General features: G+C 77.0%; 1 protein-coding gene. It reads left to right on the forward strand.

Annotated elements, in window-relative coordinates; translation table 11 throughout:
* Positions 1 to 134 precede the first annotated feature (134 nt).
* Positions 135 to 1,707: carboxylesterase/lipase family protein (locus SZN_RS36960; protein WP_007506407.1), on the forward strand; the 1,573-nt coding region annotated here is incomplete at its 3' end.

Genomic DNA, 1,707 nt, shown 5'->3' on the forward strand with positions numbered 1-1,707 from the left:
GCGCCGGTCCGCAGACACGCCGGTGCCGTCCCCCGAACGGCCCCGCCGGCATGCCGCCGCACCGGAATACCGGGCCACAATGAATTGCTCTGATCTTCACGGTGCACGAGCGCGGTGAGGAGGCTGACGGACCGATGACGGCAGTCCCGGCAGATCCCGTGGTGAGCACGCCCCACGGTGCCGTGCGGGGCCGGCACGAGGACGGTGTGGCGGTGTTCCGCGGCATCCCCTACGCGGCGCCCCCCTTCGGCCCGCGCCGCTTCCGGCCGCCCGAGCCGCCCGAGCCCTGGGACGGCGTGCGCGACGCGGGCGCCTTCGGGCCGACCGCGCCGAAACCCCCGTACTCGGACGCGTTCGCGCAGTACCTCTCCGACCCCGACGTGCCCGGTGACGACTGCCTCAACCTCAACGTCTGGACACCCGAGCCCGGCCCCGGTGCGCGCCTGCCCGTCATGGTCTGGCTGCACGGCGGCGCCCTGACCCGCGGCTCCTCCGGTGTGCCGGTCTACGACGGCCGCCACTTCGCCCGCGACGGGATCGTCCTCGTCTCCGTCAACTACCGCCTCGGCGTGGAGGGTTACGGCTACTTCCCGGACGCCCCCGCCAACGCCGGACTGCGCGACCAGCTCGCCGCCCTGCGCTGGGTCCACGAGTCCATCGGCGCCTTCGGCGGCGACCCGGACACCGTCACCCTCTTCGGCCAGTCCGCCGGGGCCATCAGCATCGGCGCGCTGCTCGCCGCCCCCGGGGCGCAGGGCCTGGTGCGCCGGGCCGTCCTCCAGAGCGGCGCGCCCGAGGCCGTCGAGCGCGACAAGGTGCGGCGCATGGTGCGCCGGATGGCGGCCCGCATGAAGACCCCGGCCACCGCCGCCGCCTTCGCCGAGGTCGACCGCGGCCTGCTGCTGCGCACCCAGGGCGAGGTGGGGCGGCTCAGCAGCCCCGTGGTCGGCGGACCGGCCTTCGGGATCGTCGTCGACGGCGACATCGTGCCCCGCGACCCCCTGGAGGCCCTCCTCTACGGGGAGGCGGCGGCCGGCGTCGATCTGATGATGGGCTGGACCCGCGACGAGTACCGGCTCTGGCTGGTGCCCGGCGGACTGCTGGAACGCGTCGACCGGCTCGGCGCGGTCGCCCTGGCCGGCGCGATGGCCCGCTGCCGCGTGGGCGCCGAGGTGCCGCGCGGCTACCGCGCGCTGCGCCCGGACGCCCGCGCCGCCGAGACCGTCGGCCAGATGGTCACCGACCACCTGCTGCGCCTGCCGATGCACCGCCTGGCCGACGCGCGGCCCGGCTCGCACCTGTACGAGTTCGCCTGGCCCTCCACCCTCCCCGGGCTCGGCTCCTGCCACGCCCTCGAACTCGGCTTCGTCTTCGGCACCGGCGACGCCCCGGAGGCGCGCAAGCTGGCGGGCGAGGGCGCCCCGCAGGCGCTGGCGGACGAGATGCACCGGGCCTGGGTGGCGTTCGCGGCGGACGGCGACCCGGGCTGGCGGGGCTGGGACGCCACCCGTCCCGTACGGATCTTCGGCGACGGGGAGACCCGTACCGCGCTGGGCCCGCGCGACGCGGAGCTGGCCCTGTGGGAGGGCGCCGCGGCACCGCGCGCGACCGCGCTGCCGCCCCCGACGGCCGACGGCCCGCCCCCGCGCGGCACGGAGATCCGCTCCGTCGTCCGCCGACTGCGGCTGCCGGGGGCGGTACGGCGGC

This window comes from Streptomyces zinciresistens K42, assembly GCF_000225525.1.
Taxonomy (GTDB): Bacteria; Actinomycetota; Actinomycetes; order Streptomycetales; family Streptomycetaceae; genus Streptomyces; species Streptomyces zinciresistens.